General features: G+C 36.6%; 16 protein-coding genes. All 16 read left to right on the top strand.

Translation table 11 applies throughout. The annotated features are described in order from the left end of the window. Nucleotides 1-79 precede the first annotated feature (79 nt). The 16 genes from QOR44_RS01235 to QOR44_RS01310 all read left to right on the top strand — a co-directional run bounded on the left by QOR44_RS01235 (nt 80) and on the right by QOR44_RS01310 (nt 19883). Nucleotides 80-1708 (top strand): ABC transporter substrate-binding protein, encoded by a 1629-nt coding sequence (locus QOR44_RS01235; protein ID WP_283572659.1) that lies wholly within the window; start codon nt 80-82, stop codon nt 1706-1708. 112 nt (nt 1709-1820) lie between these two features. Further along, complete coding sequence (locus QOR44_RS01240) at nt 1821-2798, top strand: ABC transporter permease (protein ID WP_000680645.1); 978 nt, start codon at nt 1821-1823, stop codon at nt 2796-2798. Further along, nucleotides 2795-3616 (top strand): ABC transporter permease, encoded by an 822-nt coding sequence (locus tag QOR44_RS01245; protein WP_017646958.1) that lies wholly within the window; start codon nt 2795-2797, stop codon nt 3614-3616. Before QOR44_RS01240 ends, QOR44_RS01245 begins: the two co-directional genes overlap by 4 nt. Nucleotides 3617-3627: 11 nt before the next feature. Beyond that, complete coding sequence (locus QOR44_RS01250; protein WP_000140980.1) at nt 3628-4431, top strand: ATP-binding cassette domain-containing protein; 804 nt, start codon at nt 3628-3630, stop codon at nt 4429-4431. After that, nucleotides 4415-5041 (top strand): ABC transporter ATP-binding protein, encoded by a 627-nt coding sequence (locus QOR44_RS01255; RefSeq protein ID WP_000171312.1) that lies wholly within the window; start codon nt 4415-4417, stop codon nt 5039-5041. Before QOR44_RS01250 ends, QOR44_RS01255 begins: the two co-directional genes overlap by 17 nt. A 282-nt stretch (nt 5042-5323) precedes the next feature. Then, nucleotides 5324-7354: a PTS system trehalose-specific EIIBC component gene (treP, locus tag QOR44_RS01260; protein ID WP_017648367.1), complete on the top strand. Its 2031-nt coding sequence runs from the start codon at nt 5324-5326 to the stop codon at nt 7352-7354. Between the two features lie 221 nt (nt 7355-7575). Beyond that, nucleotides 7576-9201: an alpha,alpha-phosphotrehalase gene (gene treC / locus QOR44_RS01265; RefSeq protein WP_000151018.1), complete on the top strand. Its 1626-nt coding sequence runs from the start codon at nt 7576-7578 to the stop codon at nt 9199-9201. Nucleotides 9202-9416: 215 nt separating this feature from the next. Next, on the top strand, nt 9417-11453 hold the full coding sequence (locus tag QOR44_RS01270) for a BglG family transcription antiterminator (RefSeq protein WP_000228183.1): 2037 nt from the start codon (nt 9417-9419) through the stop codon (nt 11451-11453). Nucleotides 11454-11455: 2 nt separating this feature from the next. Then, a complete protein-coding gene (locus QOR44_RS01275) occupies nt 11456-11740 on the top strand; it encodes a PTS sugar transporter subunit IIB (RefSeq protein ID WP_000944236.1) in 285 nt (94 codons plus the stop codon). A gap of 12 nt (nt 11741-11752) precedes the next feature. After that, on the top strand, nt 11753-13108 hold the full coding sequence (ulaA, locus tag QOR44_RS01280) for a PTS ascorbate transporter subunit IIC (RefSeq protein WP_000677351.1): 1356 nt from the start codon (nt 11753-11755) through the stop codon (nt 13106-13108). A 2-nt stretch (nt 13109-13110) separates the two neighbouring features. Continuing rightward, nucleotides 13111-13968 (top strand): transketolase, encoded by an 858-nt coding sequence (locus QOR44_RS01285; RefSeq protein ID WP_000203489.1) that lies wholly within the window; start codon nt 13111-13113, stop codon nt 13966-13968. Next, on the top strand, nt 13965-14894 hold the full coding sequence (locus QOR44_RS01290) for a transketolase family protein (protein ID WP_001203821.1): 930 nt from the start codon (nt 13965-13967) through the stop codon (nt 14892-14894). Before QOR44_RS01285 ends, QOR44_RS01290 begins: the two co-directional genes overlap by 4 nt. 108 nt (nt 14895-15002) lie before the next feature. Further along, nucleotides 15003-16262 (top strand): ferredoxin reductase family protein, encoded by a 1260-nt coding sequence (locus tag QOR44_RS01295; protein WP_001203071.1) that lies wholly within the window; start codon nt 15003-15005, stop codon nt 16260-16262. 87 nt (nt 16263-16349) lie between these two features. Then, entirely contained in the window at nt 16350-16619 is a 270-nt protein-coding gene (gene rpsO, locus QOR44_RS01300; protein WP_001018249.1) for a 30S ribosomal protein S15, read from the top strand. 380 nt (nt 16620-16999) lie between these two features. Next, entirely contained in the window at nt 17000-19129 is a 2130-nt protein-coding gene (pnp, locus tag QOR44_RS01305; protein ID WP_000043850.1) for a polyribonucleotide nucleotidyltransferase, read from the top strand. Between the two features lies 1 nt (nt 19130). Beyond that, nucleotides 19131-19883 (top strand): SseB family protein, encoded by a 753-nt coding sequence (locus QOR44_RS01310; RefSeq protein WP_000204782.1) that lies wholly within the window; start codon nt 19131-19133, stop codon nt 19881-19883. Nucleotide 19884 lies beyond the last annotated feature (1 nt).

Below are 19884 nucleotides of genomic sequence, written 5' to 3' on the forward strand. Positions count from 1 at the left end.
TTGTCCTCCAACTTTTTTCTTGTTATAATGAAAAAAGTTGTCAAAAATATTATTTATCAATAAAAAAGGAGGTTTAATAGTGACTAAATATTTGAAGTATATCTCTTTTGTTGCTTTGTTTCTGGCGAGTATCTTTTTAGTAGCTTGTCAAAATCAAAATTCACAAACAAAGGAGCGAACACGAAAACAACGACCAAAAGATGAATTGGTTGTTTCTATGGGGGCAAAGCTTCCTCATGAATTCGATCCAAAGGACCGTTATGGAATCCATAATGAAGGTAATATTACTCATAGCACCCTATTGAAACGTTCTCCTGAACTAGATATAAAAGGAGAGCTTGCTAAAAAATATAAAATCTCTAAGGATGGCTTAACGTGGTCGTTCGACTTAAATGATGATTTTAAATTCTCCAATGGTGAGCCTGTTACTGCTGACGATGTTAAGTTTACTTATGATATGTTGAAAGCAGATGGAAAAGCTTGGGATTTGACCTTTATTAAGAATGTTGAAGTAGTTGGGAAAAACCAGGTAAATATTCATTTGACTGAGGCGCATTCGACATTTACAGCACAGTTGACAGAAATCCCAATCGTCCCTAAAAAACATTACAATGATAAGTATAAGAGCAATCCTATCGGTTCAGGACCTTACATGGTGAAAGAATATAAGGCTGGAGAACAAGCAATCTTCGTTCGAAATCCATATTGGCACGGTAAAAAGCCTTATTTTAAAAAGTGGACTTGGGTATTACTTGATGAAAATACAGCACTAGCTGCTTTAGAATCTGGTGATGTTGACATGATTTACGCAACGCCAGAGCTTGCTAGCAAGAAAGTCAAAGGAACACGTCTTCTAGATATTGCTTCAAATGATGTTCGTGGGTTATCGCTACCTTATGTGAAGAAAGGTGTTGTGAAAAATTCACCAGACGGTTATCCAGTAGGAAATGATGTCACTAGTGATCCAGCAATCAGAAAAGCCTTGACTATTGGTTTAAATAGACAAAAAGTTCTGGATACTGTTTTAAATGGTTATGGTAAACCAGCTTATTCAATTATTGATAGAACACCATTCTGGAATCCAAAAACAGCAATTAAAGATAATAAAGTAGCTAAAGTTAAGCAACTTTTGACAAAAGCTGGATGGAAAGAACAAGCAGACGGTAGCCGTAAAAAAGGAAATCTTAAAGCGGAATTTGACCTTTACTACCCTACTAATGATCAATTACGAGCAAACTTAGCCGTTGAAGTAGCGGAGCAAGCTAAAGCCTTAGGTATTACTATTAAACTCAAGGCTAGTAACTGGGATGAAATGGCAACTAAGTCACATGATTCAGCCTTACTTTATGCGGGAGGACGTCATCATGCGCAGCAATTTTATGAATCACATTACCCAAGTTTAGCTGGTAAAGGTTGGACCAATATTACTTTTTATAACAATCCTACTGTGACTAAGTACCTTGACAAAGCAATGATATCTCCTGACCTTGATAAAGCTAACAAATATTGGAAGTTAGCTCAGTGGGATGGCAAAACAGGTGCTTCCACTCTTGGAGATTTACCAAATGTATGGTTGGTGAGTCTTAACCATACTTATATTGGTGATAAACGTATCAATGTAGGTAAACAAGGTGTCCATAGTCATGGTCATGATTGGTCATTATTGACTAACATTGCTGAATGGACTTGGGATGAATCTGCTAAGTAACTAATTTAGTTAATGTAGGCTACTTTAAGTTTGGAGTCAGAGAAAACAATGTACACCTTATGGTGTGAATGGTTTCCTCGACTCCTTTTTTAACAATTAAGGAGATTTATCTGTGAAACATATTACCACTGTAGTTATCTGGAAGATACTTAGGTGTTTGTCACTCGTTTTTGGAGTATCAATTTTGACCTTTATTTTACTAAAACAATCACCGGTTGATCCAGTCATGGCAAGTGTCAATTATGACACGTCACTAACCCCTGTTCAGTACAAAGCGATTGCTCACCACTATGGCTTGGATAAGCCAGCTCCGGTCCAGTATTTTATTTGGTTAAAAAATTTTATACAGGGACATTTAGGGACTTCACTTGTTTATCGGCAACCTGTTATTGATATTATTAGATCACGGGCAGGTGCCTCTTTCATACTTATGGGACTCTCCTGGGTCTTATCGGGTCTTATTGGATTTATCTTAGGAACTTTATCAGCTTTCCATCAAGGGAAATTGCTTGATCGAATTGTAAGGTGGTTTTCTTACCTTCAGATATCAGTACCAACTTTTTGGATTGGGCTCATTTTTTTATTAATCTTTTCTGTCCAGCTGGGGTGGTTCCCGATTGGTATTTCTTCTCCGATAGGTACTTTGAGTCAAGATATTACGTTAGCTGATCGTATTAAGCACCTTATTTTACCTGTTTTCACGCTAAGTATTCTAGGCATTGCCAATGTAACTCTTCATACTAGAACTAAAATGATGTCGGTACTTTCTAGTGAATATGTCTTATTTGCCAGAGCGCGTGGGGAAACGGAATGGCAAATTTTTAAAAATCATTGTCTTAGAAATGCTATCGTACCAGCTATTACACTGCATTTTTCCTATTTTGGAGAATTGTTTGGAGGATCTGTTCTTGCTGAGCAAGTTTTCTCATATCCAGGACTAGGGTCTACCCTAACTGAAGCAGGACTTAAAAGTGATACACCGCTACTTCTAGCTATTGTGATGATAGGGACATTATTTGTTTTTGCGGGCAATCTTATTGCGGATATTTTAAATAGCATAATCAATCCACAGTTAAGGAGAAAAGTATGATATTGAGACGTCGAACTATTGTTTTATGGCAACTGGGTATCGCCATTTCTCTCATTCTTAGTATTCTAGCCTTAAATCTTTATTTCTATAGTACTCCCTTGCAAACCAATGCAGCTTTACGGAATCTTGCTCCTTCATTAAACCATCTTTTTGGGACAGATGGTTTAGGTAGGGATATGTTTGTCAGAACGATTAAAGGACTTTATTTCTCTCTACAAGTCGGCTTATTAGGTGCCCTTATGGGGGTCATTCTTGCGACAGTTTTTGGAGTGATTGCAGGTTTAGGAAATAGCATTATTGATAAAATAATAGCATGGTTAGTTGATTTGTTTATTGGTATGCCTCATTTGATTTTTATGATTCTCATTTCTTTTGTTGTTGGGAAAGGTGCTCAAGGGGTCATCATTGCAACGGCTGTTACACATTGGCCTTCTTTAGCAAGGCTTATCCGCAATGAAGTCTATCATCTAAAGAATAAAGAATTTGTCCAACTTTCTAAAAGTATGGGAAAAACGCCTTATTATATTGTGAGGCATCATATCCTGCCTTTGATTGCTTCTCAAATTTTCATTGGTTTTATCCTCTTATTTCCACATGTCATCCTACATGAAGCATCAATGACTTTCTTAGGATTTGGACTCTCTGCCGAACAACCTTCGGTTGGTATCATTCTGTCAGAGGCAGCTAAGCATATCTCTCTTGGAAATTGGTGGTTGGTTATCTTTCCAGGACTTTATCTTATTTTGGTTGTCAATGCATTTGATACTATCGGAGAATCTTTAAAGAAACTCTTTTACCCTCAAACTGATCATTTTTAGGAGGTAGAGATATGACAGAAACATTATTAAGCATTAAAGACCTCTCCATCACCTTCACTCAATACGGAAGATTTTTAAAACCATTTCAATCAACACCGATACAAGCGCTGAATTTAGAAATTAAAAAAGGTGAGTTATTAGCTATTATAGGTGCTAGTGGTTCAGGGAAGAGTTTATTAGCACATGCTATTATGGACATTCTTCCTAAAAATGCATCTGTAACGGGAGATATGATTTATCGTGGTCAATCACTAAATTCTAAACGCATTAAACAGTTGCGAGGAAAAGATATTACGTTGATTCCACAATCAGTTAATTATTTAGACCCATCTATGAAAGTCAAACATCAGGTGCGCTTAGGTATCTCAGAAAATTCAAAGGCTACTCAAGAAGGATTGTTTCAACAGTTTGGTTTAAAAGAAAGTGATGGTGACTTGTATCCTTTCCAACTTTCTGGCGGAATGCTCCGACGTGTTTTGTTTACAACATGTATTAGTGATAAGGTTTCTTTGATTATTGCGGATGAGCCCACCCCTGGATTACATCCAGATGCTCTGCAAATGGTTTTAGATCAACTACGCTCCTTTGCAGATAAAGGAATAAGCGTTATATTTATCACTCATGATATTGTAGCAGCTAGTCAAATTGCTGATCGTATTACTATTTTTAAAGAGGGAAAAGCTATTGAAACAGCTCCAGCTAGTTTCTTTAGCGGAAATGGAGAGCAGTTACAAACAGAATTTGCTAGAAGTTTATGGCGCTCTCTCCCACAGCAAGAATTTTTGAAAGGAGTTACTCATGACCTTAGAGGCTAAAAAGCTTGGCTTTTATCATAAAAAAGATCAATGGCTTTTTAAGGAGATTAATTTAGAGGTAGCACCTGGTCAAGTTTTAGGTATATTTGGACAAAGTGGTTGTGGAAAAACTAGTTTATCCAGAGTGCTTGCAGGTTTTTTACATCCTAGATCTGGTGAAGTATTAGTTGATGGCAGTAATTTGCCTAACAAAGCATTTAGACCTGTACAACTTATTCAACAACATCCTGAAAAAACGATGAATCCTTTATGGCCTATGAAAAAAAGTTTGGAAGAAGCCTATTACCCAAGTCAAGATTTACTAGATGCTTTTGGAATTCAAGAAAAATGGCTAAATCGTCGCCCTAGTGAACTCTCGGGAGGGGAATTACAACGCTTTTCGATTGTGCGTTCATTACATCCAGAGACTAAATACCTTATTGCAGATGAAATGACTACTATGTTGGATAGTATTACACAAGCTAGTGTATGGAAAAGCCTGTTGGAGATTGTAAAGGATAGAAATTTAGGTCTCATTGTTATTAGTCATGATTTCGCTATGTTAGAGAAACTTTGTAACCAATGCTATATGATTGAAGAGAATCGTATCGTAGCTTTCAATGGAGATTAAAAAACTCACCTACTATATCAATTAGTAGGTGTTTTTTATTAAGAGAGTATTGAGGGTGACTGACCTACCCATGACTCTAACATTTTGGTAACGTTGGTGAGAAATTCTAATGTTTTGGGTATTATTGACTAATTTATTTTATAATTTATAGATTTTTTAAAAAGATAAGCTAAGGATTTGCATAGGGATATGTAATCGTTTACAATTGTATTGTAAGCTAGTCTTCTTTAAGTTTCTGCCTTGGAGTCACAGACTCTCCGTTAAATAGATAAGGATAAACAGATGGAACAATTTAAACATGATGCCAAAGCCTTGTTAGAGGCAATTGGGGGTAAAGAAAATATTAGTGCAGTGACACATTGTGCCACACGCATGAGATTTGTTTTGAATGACAGTAGTAAAGCTAAGGTAAAGGTAATTGAGGAGTTACCATCAGTCAAGGGTACCTTTACCAATGCTGGGCAATTTCAAGTCATTATTGGTAATGATGTCCCTATTTTTTATAATGCTTTTGTAGCCGTTTCTGGTATTGAGGGTGTGTCTAAAGAGGCGGCAAAATCGGCTGCCCAAAAAAATCAAAACCCTTTACAGCGTGTGTTGACAATGCTGGCTGAAATATTTACACCGATTATTCCAGCCATTATTGTTGGTGGTCTGATCCTTGGTTTTCGTAATATTTTAGATGCCGTTCCATTTGAATTTTTAGGTCAAAAAGTTGTTGATGGTGTCAGGCAAGTAGACTCTTCTGGGCATCCAATTTGGAATACTCTAGTAGATGTTTCAACGTTTTGGAGCGGAGTAGACTCTTTTTTATGGTTACCAGGTGAAGCTATATTTCATTTCTTACCAGTTGGTATTGTATGGTCTGTGACTCGTAAGATGGGGACTACTCAAATCCTCGGTATTGTTCTAGGTATCTGTCTAGTGTCGCCACAATTACTTAATGCTTATTCTGTAGCTAGTACTTCAGCAGCAGACATTGCTAAAAATTGGTCTTGGAATTTTGGTTACTTTACAGTAGAAAAAATTGGTTATCAAGCTCAAGTTATTCCAGCTCTGTTAGCTGGTTTGAGCCTGTCTTACTTAGAAATCTTCTGGAGAAAACATATTCCTGAAGTTGTTTCAATGATTTTTGTGCCATTTTTATCCTTAGTTCCAGCTATTATCTTGGCTCATACCGTCCTTGGACCTATTGGTTGGACACTAGGTAAATGGATTTCTGCTATCGTTCTTATTGGATTGACTGGTCCTGTAAAATGGCTCTTTGGTGCTATTTTTGGTGCCCTGTATGCCCCATTTGTTATTACTGGTTTGCACCACATGACAAATGCTATCGATACTCAACTCATAGCAGATACAAAAACACATACAACTGGCCTTTGGCCGATGATTGCTCTTTCAAATATTGCTCAGGGTTCAGCTGTACTAGCTTATTATTTTATGCATCGTCATGATGAAAAAGAGGCTCAAATATCACTTCCAGCTGCTATCTCAGCCTACCTTGGTGTTACAGAGCCTGCGCTTTTTGGTGTAAACGTTAAATACATTTATCCATTTGTTGCTGGTATGATTGGTTCAAGTGTGGCAGGTCTTTTGGCGACAACTTTTAATGTCCAAGCTAACTCTATTGGTGTAGGCGGTCTTCCAGGCTTCCTGTCAATTAACGTTAAATATATGGGATATTTCTTTATCTGTATGGCAGTGGCTATCTTTATCCCTTTATTTTTGACACTATTCTTTAAAAAATCAGGTATTTTGACAAAAACTGAAGAAGAAAAATTAGTACCTGATGCTGTCATTGCTTCAACAACAGAAACAAAATCAGCAAAAGAAAAAGCTGTCGTATCAGGTACAAAGCTTAGTGTAGTAAGCCCTTTATCAGGTTTAGCTAAACCACTGGATCAAGCTAGTGATCCTGTCTTTTCACAAGGAATTATGGGGAAGGGAGTGGTTATCGATCCAAGTGATGGAGAACTAGTTTCACCGGTCGATGCGACAGTTTCAGTTCTTTTCCCTACGAAACATGCTATTGGATTATTAACATCAGAGGGTGTTGAGTTTCTTATTCATATTGGTATGGATACTGTTAATTTAGAAGGAAAAGGGTTTACCTCTCATGTTGCTCAAGGTGACACTGTAAAAGTAGGAGATAAACTCATTACTTTCGATATTCCAATGATAAAAGAAGAAGGATACATTGTGGAAACTCCTATTCTGATTACTAATCAACAAGAATTCCGACCAGAAGAATTGATAGATTTACCCAAACAGATAAAACGTGGACAAGCATTAATGGTTGCCAAGAAAATTTAAAAGTAATTAGGTATCCTTTTTAAAAAAGAGCACTCTTATAAAATGAGAGGTAATTTGAGGAATTGTTTGAGGGGCTTAATACATTAGCTCCTTGAATTATTTTGAACATAAGAAAAAACTCATGGGAACAGATATCACTGTAAAAATGTTATATTTTTGATGATAGTTGATGTTATAGTTAGACTGCTAAATACAGCAGCATTTTGGGAAAGGAGTAGAATATGACGATTGATAAACGTAAAGTTGTCTATCAAATTTATCCAAAATCATACAAAGATACAACTGGTAATGGGGTTGGTGATCTTCGTGGTATTATCGAAAAATTACCCTATTTAGCAGAACTTGGTATTGATATGGTTTGGCTCAACCCATTTTATCCAAGTCCACAACGAGATAATGGATATGATATCTCTGATTATACAGCCATTAACCCTGATTTTGGAACGATGGACGATTTTGAAGAAATGATTGAGGTGGGACGTCAATACCGTATAGATTTTATGCTTGATATGGTGCTTAATCATTGCTCAATAGAACATGAGTGGTTCAAAAAAGCACTTGCAGGAGATCGCTACTATCAAGATTTCTTTATCTTACGTGATAATCCAACAGATTGGGTATCTAAATTTGGTGGAAATGCTTGGGCACCATTTGGTGATACAGGGAAGTATTATCTTCATCTTTTTGATATCACTCAAGCTGACCTTAATTGGCGCAATGCCGATGTTCGCAAGGAACTTTTTAAAGTTGTCAATTTTTGGCGTGATAAAGGGGTTAAAGGTTTTCGATTTGATGTGATTAATTTAATTGGGAAAGATGAGATACTTGAGAACTGCCCAATTAATGATGGAAAACCAGCTTATACTGATCGTCCAATAACACATGATTATCTCAAGATGTTGAATAATGCTAGTTTTGGACAAGATGATTCCTTCATGACAGTTGGTGAAATGTCTTCAACGACAATTGCAAATTGCATTCTTTACACTGCACCAGAACGTGAAGAGTTATCCATGGCTTTTAATTTTCACCACCTCAAAGTAGATTATAAAGATGGGCAAAAGTGGACCATTATGGCTTTTGATTTTCCTGCATTACGTGACCTTTTCCATAGTTGGGGCGAAGGAATGAGCGAAGGAAATGGTTGGAATGCTTTATTCTATAATAATCATGACCAACCGCGAGCATTAAATCGTTTTGTAGACGTGAAACGTTTTCGAAATGAAGGAGCAACCATGTTAGCAGCATCTATCCACTTATCGCGTGGTACTCCTTATATATATATGGGTGAAGAAATCGGAATGCTTGATCCCGATTACAGTTCTATGGATGATTATGTGGATATTGAGAGTTTGAATGCCTACCAAATAATGCTTGATGAAGGCAAGTCACAAGAAGAGGCATTTAGCATTATTCGAGCGAAATCTCGAGACAATTCTCGAGTACCAATGCAATGGGATGATAGTACGAATGCAGGTTTTTCTGAAGGCACTCCATGGTTGAAAGTAGGAAAATCATATAAAGAAATCAATGTCGCAAAGGAGAAAACAGGACCGATATTTACTTTCTATCAAGAGTTGATAAGGCTACGTAAACAACTGCCAATAATAGCTGACGGGAATTATAAAGCAGCTTTCAAAGATAATGAAAAAGTATATGCTTTTGAACGCCATCTTGATAAGGAAAAACTTCTTGTTTTAAATAATTTCTTTGCTGAGAAAGTTAAGATAAAATTACCGGAGAATTATCTCCAAGGACAAGTTCTTCTATCAAATTATAAGGATGTTACTCTTGATGAAACGGTTACTTTGCAACCTTATCAAACTTTAGCTATCTTAGTGTCATAACATTTTAAAAACCTTTACTTATTCAATTAAGTAAAGGTTTTTAAAGTGCTGCTTGTGGAAAGGAATCTTGCTCTAGATTTTGCAATTTCTTTCTTTTTTCTTTACTCTATAACAATAGCCCAAATTCATTCAATTGATAGTAGTGCCAGATTGGGCTCAAATGACCTAGAAAAATGTAAACGGTTACTATAAAATAAAAATAGAAAGGAAAACAAATGGTTGATAATAAGACTGTTGTGATAATGTTGGTATTTTTAGCTCGGAAAAATCTTTCCTTGTATGAGTTAACAGTGCAAACAAAGTTTTCAATAAAAGTTATCATAGAGCAAATTAACTATCTCAATAGTTTTTTAGCAAAAAATCACCTACCAGCTATTGCTCACTCTGCTGGACGTTATCAGTTATTAGGAGATGAAAAAGAGCATGATAAAATTGTCTCCTTATTAGAAGCTGAGCAATTTTACCTAACCCAGGAAGAAAGGGTATGTCTGATTTACCTTTATAGCTTTTGCCGAAGAGAGTTTGTCTCCAATGTGCATTATCAAGATTTTTTGAAAGTAAGTAAGAATACTACTTTATCAGATATCAAGATGCTACGTTCTAAATTAGCAAAAAGAGGTATCTCACTCACTTATACAAGAGCAAAGGGATATAGTCTAGTAGGAGATGAGATGGATAAGCATCAAGTTGCTTTTCAGATGATAACTCAACTACTAGAATCTCCCATTGGTTTTTGGTCTTTGAATTATATCTTGTCTTCTTGGAAATTCGCTCTCTCATATGAGAAGTTAGAAAAGACGGTAGAATATTTCTATGAATCTTTTCAACTTTCTCCAATACAAGATAGGCTTGAGAAATCTTTATATTTTATCATTTTAATACTGTGTCGTTATCAAAGGTCAGTAGATCGTGTTTTGCAGGGTTCTCCTATTGTTTCTGAACAATTAAAAGAGTTAACGACTATTATTGTGACTAATTTAAGTCAGGATATTTCCTTATCTAAACCATTAGATCAGAAAGAAAAAGATTATATTACCTTGATCTTATCTGGCTGTTTTGAAGGTGAGGGAACTAAAGATGATGATTTCTTTGAAGCATTGGCAAAAGCAATCGTTGATGAGATGGAAACTGTTTCACTTCTTAATTTTTCCAATAAAGAAGAGTTATTACAAGGTCTGAAGCGTCATATTATTCCAGCTTATTTCCGATTGAAATATGGTTTAACTGGCGATAGTGGTTATACACAAAATATTAAAGAGCATTACAGTGATTTATTTCTATTGGTTAAAAAGGCACTACGTCCTTTGGAAGAGCAAGTAGGATTAATACCCGATAGTGAAATTTCTTACTTCGTGATTCACTTTGGAGGCTATCTTAGACAATCAGGTGGTACACAATCAATGTCTTATAAAGCTTTGATACTCTGTCCAAACGGCGTTAGTTCATCCTTAGTGATTAAGGAAAAATTGCGTGGATTATTTCCTCAAATTCATTTTCATCGTGTCTCTAAAATTGAGCAGCTGAAACTGATTGACAATCAAACTTACGATATGGTCTTTTCTACTATATTTGTAGAAACAAAAAAACCTAATTATCTAGTTTCGCTGATGATGACAGCAGAGCAAGTACAACAGCTCAAAGAACTGGTTATTTCAGATTTTCCCAAGGCTTGCCTTGACGATTTCCAACTTGATCAATTAATAGCAACTATAAAAAAATACGCTCATGTTCATTGTGAAGAGGAATTAAAATTGGCTTTGAGGACAATGGTAAAACAAGATATACTTAGAAAGGATGTGAGGCCCTTGTTGCACCAACTTATAACAGAGGAAACTTATCAGACAAGTTCTGAACAAATGAATTGGAAAGAGGCAATTCGTTTAGCGGCAAAACCCTTGTTAGCTTCTGGAAAAATTACGGAAAGTTACCCAGAAGCTATGATTGAAAAAGTCGAAGAGTTTGGTCCTTTTATCAATCTTGGTAAAGGTATTGCTATTCCACATGCCAGACCAGAAGATGGGGTAAACTCTGTCGGTATGTCAATGCTTGTTTTGGAACAGCCTATTTATTTATTGGATGACCCCAAACAGGAAATTTATCTCTTATTATGCATAGCAGCTATTGATAATGAAACGCATTTGAAAGCTCTATCGCATTTGACAACAATACTTCGTGATAATAATAATGTTAAAGCTTTGTTAGCTTCACGTAGGTATCAAGATATTGAAATGATTATAAAACAGGAGGATTAAAGATGTTAAGAATTGGAACAGCATGTGGATCAGGTTTAGGTTCAAGTTTTATGGTACAAATGAATATTGAGTCTATTTTGAAGGGTTTGGGGGTTTCTGATGTTGAAGTTGAACATTATGATTTAGGTGGAGCAGATCCAAGTGCAGCAGATGTTTGGATTGTTGGTCGTGATTTGGAGGATTCAGCTGGTCACCTGGGGGATGTTCGTATTTTAAACAGTATCATTGATATGGATGAATTGAGAGAATTAGTGACAGGTATTTGCCAAGAAAAAGGCTTAATCTAGGAGGTTGATGCCATGAAAGGTCTATTGGATTTTTTAGTTAATATTGCCAGCACGCCAGCTATTTTAGTCGCCTTGATAGCCATTATCGGTTTAGTACTGCAGAAAAAAGGCGTTCCTGATATTGTAAAAGGTGGAATAAAAACATTTGTTGGCTTCTTAGTGGTTTCTGGAGGTGCAGGGATAGTCCAAAATTCCTTGAATCCATTTGGAAAAATGTTTGAACATGCTTTTCATTTGGTGGGGGTAGTTCCTAATAATGAAGCCATTGTAGCAGTAGCTCTTACGAAGTATGGCTCAGCAACTGCTTTGATTATGTTAGCGGGAATGATTTTTAATATTTTAATTGCTCGTTTTACAAAATTTAAATATATTTTTCTGACAGGACATCATACATTGTATATGGCTTGTATGATTGCTGTTATTTTTGCCGTAGCAGGCTTTACTTCGTTCTCGCTCATCCTTTTTGGAGGTCTAGCGTTAGGGATTATTATGAGCGTATCTCCTGCATTTGTGCAAAAATACATGATTCAACTGACAGGTAATGATAAGGTGGCACTTGGGCACTTTGGTTCTTTAGGCTATTGGTTGAGTGGATTTATTGGTGGAATTGTTGGAGATAAATCAAAATCAACAGAAGATATTAAATTTCCAAAGAGTTTATCATTTTTACGTGACAGTACCGTAAGTATTACTATCTCAATGGCAATTATTTACCTTATCGTTGCAGTGTTTGCTGGTGAGGCTTATATTGCAAAAGAAATAAGTAACGGTGTCAATGGTCTTGTTTATGCCCTCCAACTAGCTGGGCAATTTGCGGCAGGTGTATTCGTTATTTTAGCAGGTGTACGCCTTATCCTAGGTGAAATTGTACCAGCCTTTAAGGGAATCTCAGAAAAATTGGTTCCAAATTCAAAACCAGCCTTGGATTGTCCAATTGTTTACCCTTATGCACCTAATGCAGTATTGATTGGTTTTATCTCAAGTTTTGTTGGTGGATTGGTTAGTATGATAGTCATGATTGTGACTGGCACTACTGTCATTTTACCAGGGGTCGTTCCTCATTTCTTCTGTGGGGCAACGGCAGGTGTTATCGGTAATGCTTCTGGTGGTGTGAGAGGAGCGACTATTGGTGCATTTGTTCAAGGTATCCTCATCAGTTTCTTGCCGATTTTCTTGATGCCTGTACTAGGTGGACTTGGTTTCAAAGGGTCAACATTCTCAGATGCTGATTTTGGTTTGACCGGTATCATTCTTGGCGCTCTTAATCATGTCGGCGGTGCGATAGCTATTGTTATTGGTATTGTAGTTATCTTAATTGGACTTTTTGGCATTTCATTTGTTGGAAAATCAACCCATAAGGAAGGTTAATAATGACATCACCAGAAGAAAGATATTCATCTCTAAGACGATTTGCAACGGAGATTCGTTTAAATACTCTAGAAACGCTAAACCATTTAGGATTCGGTCACTATGGGGGTAGTTTATCAATTGTTGAGGCTTTGGCTGTTCTGTATGGTGATATTATGGATATAAATCCTGAAAAATTCAAAGAAAGTGATCGGGATTATATGGTCTTATCAAAAGGACATGCTGGTCCAGCCTTGTATAGTACACTCTATTTAAAAGGTTTTTTTGATAAAACATTCCTTCATTCGCTCAATACAAACGGTACCAAACTACCTTCGCATCCTGACCGCAATTTAACTCCTGGTATAGATGTAACGACAGGCTCGTTAGGTCAAGGCATTAGTATTGCAACGGGAATTGCTTATGCTCAAAAGATTGAGAATTCAAGCTATTATACTTATACTATTGTAGGTGATGGTGAATTAAATGAAGGACAATGTTGGGAGGCTATACAATTTGCTGCGCATCATCAACTGCACCATTTAATTGTTTTTGTAGATGATAATAAAAAACAATTAGATGGTTTGACAGCTGATATTTGTAATCCTGGAGACTTTGTTGCTAAATTTGAAGCTTTTGGATTTGATGCAGTACGTGTAAAAGGAGATGACATTGAGGCAATTGACAAAGCTATTAAAACTTTTCAAGATTCAAATAGTGTCAGACCAAAATGTATTGTTTTAGATAGCATCAAGGGACAAGGTGTGAAAGAGTTGGAGGAGTTAGCTTCTAATCATCATTTACGACCAGATTTACAACAAAAAACAATGTTAGAGCGAGCGTTGATAAGCTTGAGAGAAAGTTTGGAGGTGGTAGAATGAGATGTTCAACCAAAGAAATGAGGCTTGTCTATCGTGATTTCCTCCTTCAAGCTAATCAAGAAAATAAACAAATTACCGTTTTAGAAGCCGATTTGTCGAGTTCAATGTCAACAAATGCACTGGCATCAGAATTTGGAAAACGTTATATTAATCTAGGTATTATGGAGGCTGAGATGGTAGGCCTTGCAGCAGGGCTCGCCATTAAAGGTTACAAGCCATACCTTCATACTTTTGGTCCTTTCGCGTCAAGGCGTGTCTTTGATCAAGTATTCTTATCGTTAGGTTACTCACAATTATCAGCTACGATTATTGGCTCAGATGCAGGAATTAGCGCAGAAATGAATGGCGGAACTCATATGCCTTTTGAAGAGTTAGGTCTACTAAGGTTAATTCCCAAAGCGACTATTTTTGAGGTTAGTGATGATATTCAGTTTGAAGCAATTTTAAAACAAACATTAAGTATTGATGGCCTAAAATACATTAGAACTATTCGTAAGGCCCCCACTGCAGTTTATGAGGGACGCGAAGATTTTTCAAAAGGTTTTATACAATTACGCCAGGGAAAAGATATTACTCTTGTAGCAAGTGGTATTATGGTTTCTAGAGCGATAGAAGCAGCCGACTACCTCAAAGAACTAGGGATTGAGGCCTCAGTTATCGACCTTTTTAAAATTAAGCCCCTTCCAGAAGAACTGAAACCATTACTGATAGATCAATCCATTGTAACTATTGAGAATCATAACCGTATTGGCGGTATCGGAAGTGCATTATGCGAATGGCTTAGTATGGAGAAAGACACTACTGTTAGTCGTATGGGTATTGATGAGCGATTTGGTCAGGTAGGTCAGATGGAATATTTATTAGAGGAGTATGGACTCGCTGTTAAAGATATAGTACAGCATTGCAAATCAATTTATAAATCATAACAAAAAGGCAACATTGGAGTTGCCTTTTTGTTATTTTCTGAAATTTTTAAGTTTTGTATAAGTATCTTGTGGTATTTTATCCTTACTAAAAATAAAGGGGTGGTCGTTATGCGAGCTTGGAAAGGTATTGTTTTAATTTTATCTAGCATAGTGGTGACACTAGTAGCATGGCAAAATGCAGGATTAAGTGAATTTGTTGTACCAGGATTAGCTTTGACAAGTTTATCGCTAACATTCCTCTTATCAACCAAATTTAGGATACTTGAAAGTTACTTTCAAGGTATTGAAAATATGTATTTTTACCACAAGGTAATGGCTGTATTTTCAATGATTTTGCTTCTATTGCACAAAATTGGTCTTGGACAAGGCGGACATGGAAGTGAGTTTGCAAAGACTATTGGCAGTGCGGGATTATATCTTTTTCTAAGTATTGTTTTTGTAGCTTATTTCGGAAATTTTTTAAAGTATGAAATTTGGCGTTTTATTCATCGCTTTGTTTATTTAGCTTATATTTTGGGATTGGTACATACTTTTATGATTTTAGGAGATAGGATACTAGGAAATACTTTACTCAGTTTAATCGTATTAGGTTATGCTGTCATTGGGGTTATATCTGGATTTTATATTATTTTCCTATATTCTAGAATGCGTTTTCGTCGTGTAGGGTACGTTCAAAAGGTTACTCATCTTAACCATGATACAACTGAGATTGAAATAGCAATGAAGCGTCCTTATCGATATGACTATGGACAATTTACTTTTTTAAAAATTTATCAAGCTGGCTTTGAATCAGCAGCTCATCCTTTCTCGATATCAGGTGGTCATGATAGAGTGATATTTTTAACTGTTAAAGCTTCAGGAGATTATACGAAATCCATTTACAAACAGCTAAAAGTTGGGACAAAAATAGCCTTAGATAGAGCTTATGGTCATATGTTATTTGATAAAGACAAGAAAGAACAGGTTTGGATTGCAGGAGGTATCGGCATCACTCCCTTCATTTCATTTATTAGAGAAAATAGTATTTTGACTAAGAGAGTTGACTTCTTTTATACCTTTTCAAATCAAGACAATTTGATTTATCAAGATATGTTAGAATCCTATGCTAAAGCCAATCCTAATTTTAAACTTCACTTAAATAATAGTAGCCTCAAAGGAAGACTTGATTTTAGTCAGTCTGTTTTTGAAGGACAACCAACAATATTTATGTGTGGGCCAACTAGTATGACATCTACTTATGCTAAGGTCTTTCGGCAAAAAGATGCAAAGTCTCGTTTAGTCTATGAAGGATTTTCCTTTAGAGACAGTTGGTTATCCATATTTCTATTAAAAACTTTTGACAAAGTTTATTCTAATTTGATAAAATAAGAGGGTCTATAAGACAAACCAACTTTTTCTTGGTTTTAGGAGTGCCAATCCTAAGACTCGGATGAAGCAATAAAAGGAGAATATATTATGGCAATCTCAAAAGAGAAAAAAAATGAAATCATTGCTCAATATGCACGTCACGAAGGTGATACAGGATCAGTTGAAGTTCAAGTAGCAGTTCTTACTTGGGAAATCAACCACCTTAACGACCACATCAAACAACACAAAAAAGACCACGCTACTTACCGTGGATTGATGAAAAAAATTGGTCACCGTCGTAACTTATTAGCATACCTACGTCGTACAGATGTTAACCGTTACCGTGAATTGATTCAATCACTTGGACTTCGTCGTTAATAGACAACAGAGTCAAGTAAAAACACTAGAAAATTTTCTAGTGTTTTTTGTTTTAAACGCACTATGAACGTAAGTACTTTGAGGAGGCCAGCAGTAAGAAAGTGTTTTAACCTATGAAGAGGGTTATTAAGCAAGCTAAGATTAACCCTAGAAATTTATTTTAATCATTGTAACAAGGTCTGATTGCTAGTATTAATAATCAGACTTTTTACGTTTACATTAATGAATGATAATACAGCTTCCTCCACGGATTTTCGCTACTCAATTTTATAGAATTATGTTAGAATAAAGCTTATACGTGGTTTTATGCAAAGTTGAGTTTAGAACAGCTAGATTGAACTTTGTAGGAAACGCGTAAACAAAAAAATATGGAGAATAATATGTCAAAACAAGTCTTTGAAATGATTTTTGCTGGAAAAAAATTAGTTGTTGAAACTGGCCAAGTGGCTAAACAAGCAAATGGATCAGTTGTCGTTCGTTATGGAGATTCTACTGTACTCACAGCAGCAGTTATGTCTAAGAAAATGTCAACAGGTGATTTTTTCCCACTTCAAGTCAATTACGAAGAAAAAATGTATGCTGCTGGGAAATTTCCGGGTGGCTTTAACAAACGTGAAGGGCGTCCAAGTACGGATGCTACCTTAACAGCACGTCTTATTGATAGACCAATCCGTCCGATGTTTGCTGAGGGATTTCGTAACGAAGTACAGGTCATCAATACTGTTCTTTCATTTGATGAAAATGCTAGCGCACCAATGGCTGCTATGTTTGGTTCATCATTAGCATTATCGATTTCCGATATTCCTTTCAATGGGCCAATTGCTGGAGTTCAAGTTGCTTATGTTGATGGTAATTTTATTATTAATCCGACAGCACAAGAACAAGAGGCTTCTGCGTTAGAATTAACGGTTGCAGGTACTAAAGAAGCGATTAACATGGTTGAATCTGGAGCGAAAGAACTTTCAGAAGAAATCATGCTAGAGGCTCTTCTTAAAGGACATGAGGCTGTCTGTGAATTAATCGCCTTTCAAGAAGAGATTGTTACTGCTATTGGTAAAGAAAAAGCCGAGGTAGAACTTCTTCAAGTTGATCCAGAACTTCAAGCAGAAATTATTGCTACTCATAACATAGCTTTACAGGCTGCAGTACAAGTTGAAGAGAAAAAGGCTAGAGAAGCAGCTACAGAAGCAGTTAAAGAAGTAGTTATAGGTGAATATGAGGCACGTTACGCTGAACATGAAGAATATGATCGCATTATGCGTGATGTTGCTGAAATTTTAGAACAAATGGAACATGCAGAAGTTCGTCGCCTCATTACAGAAGATAAGATTCGTCCTGATGGACGTCGTGTGGATGAGATTCGTCCATTAGACGCAGAGATTGATTTTTTACCACAAGTTCATGGATCAGGTCTCTTTACACGAGGACAAACCCAAGCATTATCAGTATTAACGTTAGCACCTATGGGTGAAGCACAAATCATTGATGGGCTAACACCAGAGTATAAGAAACGCTTTATGCACCACTATAACTTCCCACAATATTCAGTTGGTGAGACGGGACGTTATGGAGCTGCAGGGCGTCGTGAAATTGGTCACGGTGCTTTAGGAGAGCGTGCATTAGAACAAGTCCTTCCAAGCTTGGAGGAGTTTCCGTATGCTATCCGACTAGTTGCAGAAGTTTTAGAATCAAACGGTTCATCATCTCAGGCTTCTATATGTGCTGGAACGCTTGCTCTTATGGCAGGTGGTGTGCCTATAAAAGCTCCAGTTGCTGGTATTGCCATGGGGCTCATATCAGATGGAACAAACTATACAGTCCTCACTGATATTCAAGGATTAGAAGACCATTTTGGCGATATGGACTTTAAAGTTGCGGGTACACGTGAAGGGATTACAGCACTTCAAATGGATATTAAAATTGAAGGTATTACCCCTCAAATTTTGGAAGAAGCTCTTGCGCAAGCTAAAAAAGCACGCTTTGAAATTCTTGATGTCCTTCATGGAGCTATCGCAGAGCCACGTCCACAATTAGCACCAACGGCACCTAAGATTGATATGATAAAAATCGATGTTGATAAGATTAAAGTTGTCATCGGCAAAGGTGGCGAAACTATCGATAAAATCATCGCTGAAACAGGTGTTAAGATTGATATTGATGAAGAAGGAAATGTATCTATCTTCTCTAGTGATCAGGCTGCTATTGATCGTACGAAAGACATTATTGCAAGTTTAGTACGTGAAGCAAAAGTGGGAGAAGTTTACCATGCTAAAGTAGTTCGTATCGAGAAATTCGGTGCCTTTGTCAACCTCTTTGATAAAACAGATGCATTGGTACATATTTCAGAAATTGCATGGACACGTACAGCAAATGTAGCTGATGTTCTTGAAATTGGTGAAGAAGTTGATGTGAAAGTCATCAAAATTGATGATAAAGGGCGAGTTGATGCTTCTATGAAAGCATTGTTACCACGTCCTCCAAAAGCTGACAATCCTAAAAAGGAATCTTAATATGACAAGTACAAACGAGTTAGACATTAGATTGCGTGCTTTTATCAATGCACCGGATAATTTTTTAGATAGTATAGGTCTTGTGAATGCCTTGCACCACTCTACGGTTTGGGCAAGCAAGGAACCCTATGCTATTCAAGTAGATGGTCAAGAAGTTGTTCCTGTTTTTACGGATATTACTGACCTTAATCATTTCAAAGAGGAGCAAGAAAGTGCTCGAGATATGTTTTGGGAGAGTCGTCGTAGTTTAGACGTTCTTGATGAAGCTATTTCACATGGCTTAGCAGGATTGGTCTATAATTTAAAAAAAGAAGGCGATTTTGGGAACTCGACTATTTTCTACTGTGAAGATATGGTGCAATTTATGAATAATTACACCACAATCTTAAATCAGTTGTTAAATGAAGATAACATTGTTGCCGATATCATGGATAAAACCTACTTGGTACCTGCCTTTGTCCATCCACGTGAAGAAGGTAGTTTTGACCGTCTTTTCCCTACAATGTCTACCCCCGAAGGAAAAAGTTATGTTCCAGTATTCTCAAACCTTTTAAGTTTTGAAAAATGGTATAACCATAATGATTTTGGTGGTGCTTTTAGGAAAGCACAAGGAGTAATTTTAGCCTGGACGATTGACGATATTTATAAACCGCGTAATGGAGAAAATGAGATTGATGATACCTTTGGAGTAGCCATCAATCCATTTGATGAACAACAAGTTTTAGTTGATTGGTCTGATGTAGAAAACGATTGAG

The organism is Streptococcus agalactiae (genome assembly GCF_949788565.1).
Taxonomy (GTDB): Bacteria; Bacillota; Bacilli; order Lactobacillales; family Streptococcaceae; genus Streptococcus; species Streptococcus agalactiae.

Coding starts and splice junctions, on each gene's coding strand:
- pnp (WP_000043850.1), top strand. CDS start 17,000: ATGTCAAAACAAGTCTTTGAAATGATTTTTGCTGGAAAAAAATTAGTT.
- QOR44_RS01310 (WP_000204782.1), top strand. CDS start 19,131: ATGACAAGTACAAACGAGTTAGACATTAGATTGCGTGCTTTTATCAAT.
- QOR44_RS01245 (WP_017646958.1), top strand. CDS start 2,795: ATGATATTGAGACGTCGAACTATTGTTTTATGGCAACTGGGTATCGCC.
- treP (WP_017648367.1), top strand. CDS start 5,324: ATGGAACAATTTAAACATGATGCCAAAGCCTTGTTAGAGGCAATTGGG.
- QOR44_RS01255 (WP_000171312.1), top strand. CDS start 4,415: ATGACCTTAGAGGCTAAAAAGCTTGGCTTTTATCATAAAAAAGATCAA.
- QOR44_RS01250 (WP_000140980.1), top strand. CDS start 3,628: ATGACAGAAACATTATTAAGCATTAAAGACCTCTCCATCACCTTCACT.
- QOR44_RS01270 (WP_000228183.1), top strand. CDS start 9,417: ATGGTTGATAATAAGACTGTTGTGATAATGTTGGTATTTTTAGCTCGG.
- QOR44_RS01295 (WP_001203071.1), top strand. CDS start 15,003: ATGCGAGCTTGGAAAGGTATTGTTTTAATTTTATCTAGCATAGTGGTG.
- QOR44_RS01275 (WP_000944236.1), top strand. CDS start 11,456: ATGTTAAGAATTGGAACAGCATGTGGATCAGGTTTAGGTTCAAGTTTT.
- rpsO (WP_001018249.1), top strand. CDS start 16,350: ATGGCAATCTCAAAAGAGAAAAAAAATGAAATCATTGCTCAATATGCA.
- ulaA (WP_000677351.1), top strand. CDS start 11,753: ATGAAAGGTCTATTGGATTTTTTAGTTAATATTGCCAGCACGCCAGCT.
- treC (WP_000151018.1), top strand. CDS start 7,576: ATGACGATTGATAAACGTAAAGTTGTCTATCAAATTTATCCAAAATCA.
- QOR44_RS01290 (WP_001203821.1), top strand. CDS start 13,965: ATGAGATGTTCAACCAAAGAAATGAGGCTTGTCTATCGTGATTTCCTC.
- QOR44_RS01285 (WP_000203489.1), top strand. CDS start 13,111: ATGACATCACCAGAAGAAAGATATTCATCTCTAAGACGATTTGCAACG.